Genomic DNA, 1,223 nt, shown 5'->3' on the forward strand with positions numbered 1-1,223 from the left:
GTAGACCCGGTGGCCGAAGCCCATCAGCTTGACGCCCTCTTCGCGGTTCTTCACCTTGCGGACGAACTCGCTGACGTCGTCGCCGCTTTCGCGGATCTGCTCGAGCATCTCGAGCACCGCCTGATTGGCGCCGCCGTGCAGCGGGCCCCACAGCGCGTTGATGCCACCGGAGATCGAGGTGAACAGGTTGGCCCGCGACGACCCCACCAGCCGCACCGTCGACGTCGAGCAGTTCTGCTCGTGGTCGGCGTGCAGGATGAGCAGCATGTCCAGCGCCCGGACCACCTCGGGGTCGGCCTGGTAGGGCTCGGCCGGCAGCCCGAACGTCATCCGCAGGAAGTTCTCCACCAGCGTCAGATTGTTGTCCGGGTAGAGGAACGGCTGCCCGACGGACTTCTTGTACGCGTACGCGGCGATGGTGGGCAGCTTCGCGAGCAGGCGGATCGTCGACAGCTCGACCTGGTTGTTGTCCATCGGGTCGAGCGCGTCGGGGTAGTAGGCGCTCAGCGCGTTCACCACGCTGGACAGCACCGGCATGGGGTGCGCGTTGCGGGGGAAGCCGTCGAAGAAGCGCTTGAGGTCCTCGTGCAGCATGGTGTGCAGCTGGATCCGCTTGGTGAACTCCGCGAGCTGGTCGGAGTCCGGCAGCTCGCCGTAGATCAGCAGGTAGCTCACCTCGATGAAGGTCGACTTCTCGGCTAGCTGCTCGATCGGGTAGCCGCGGTACCGCAGAATTCCGGCGTCACCGTCGATGTAGGTGATCGCGCTCTTGCACGCGGCGGTGTTGACGAAGCCGTTGTCGAAGGTGGTGTGCCCGGTCTTGGACAACAGGGGACCGAGCGCAATGCCGTCAGCACCTTCGGTGGCGTGAACGATTTCCAGGTCGATCTCGCCCCCCGGGTACTTCAGAGTTGCGGTGTCGTCGGTGTCGGCCACGAGAACCCCTTTGCGCTCTGACTGGTATGGCTGCCCTGACTAGGGGCTTACAGGTGAAGGTAGTCGTTGTCGCGTTCGCGTGCCTGCCCGGGGTCGAGTCTGCGGCGTCGCACCGATCCCGGGCGCGGGCTAGGGCTGGAGGCGTTCGACACGGGCGCCGGCGACCCGGATCCGGTTATGCAACCGGTTCTCCCGCCCCTGCCAGAATTCGACCGACTCCGGAGCGAGCAGGTAACCGCCCCAGCCCGGCGGCACCGGGATCTGGTCTTGGTCGGCGAACCGCGCGG

The 1,223-nt window shown here is 66.1% G+C and carries 2 protein-coding genes; both read right to left on the bottom strand.

Annotation, left to right across the window (positions count from 1 at the left end; translation table 11 throughout):
• The coding region (locus A9X03_RS19310; RefSeq protein WP_068262478.1) for a citrate/2-methylcitrate synthase at window positions 1-936 on the bottom strand (936 nt) is incomplete at its 3' end.
• A 129-nt stretch (window positions 937-1,065) separates the two neighbouring features.
• Window positions 1,066-1,223: pyridoxine 5'-phosphate oxidase C-terminal domain-containing protein (locus tag A9X03_RS19315; protein ID WP_304528481.1), on the bottom strand; the 158-nt coding region annotated here is incomplete at its 5' end.

It is taken from the genome of Mycobacterium sp. E1715, from assembly GCF_001667625.1.
In the GTDB taxonomy this organism is placed as follows: domain Bacteria; phylum Actinomycetota; class Actinomycetes; order Mycobacteriales; family Mycobacteriaceae; genus Mycobacterium.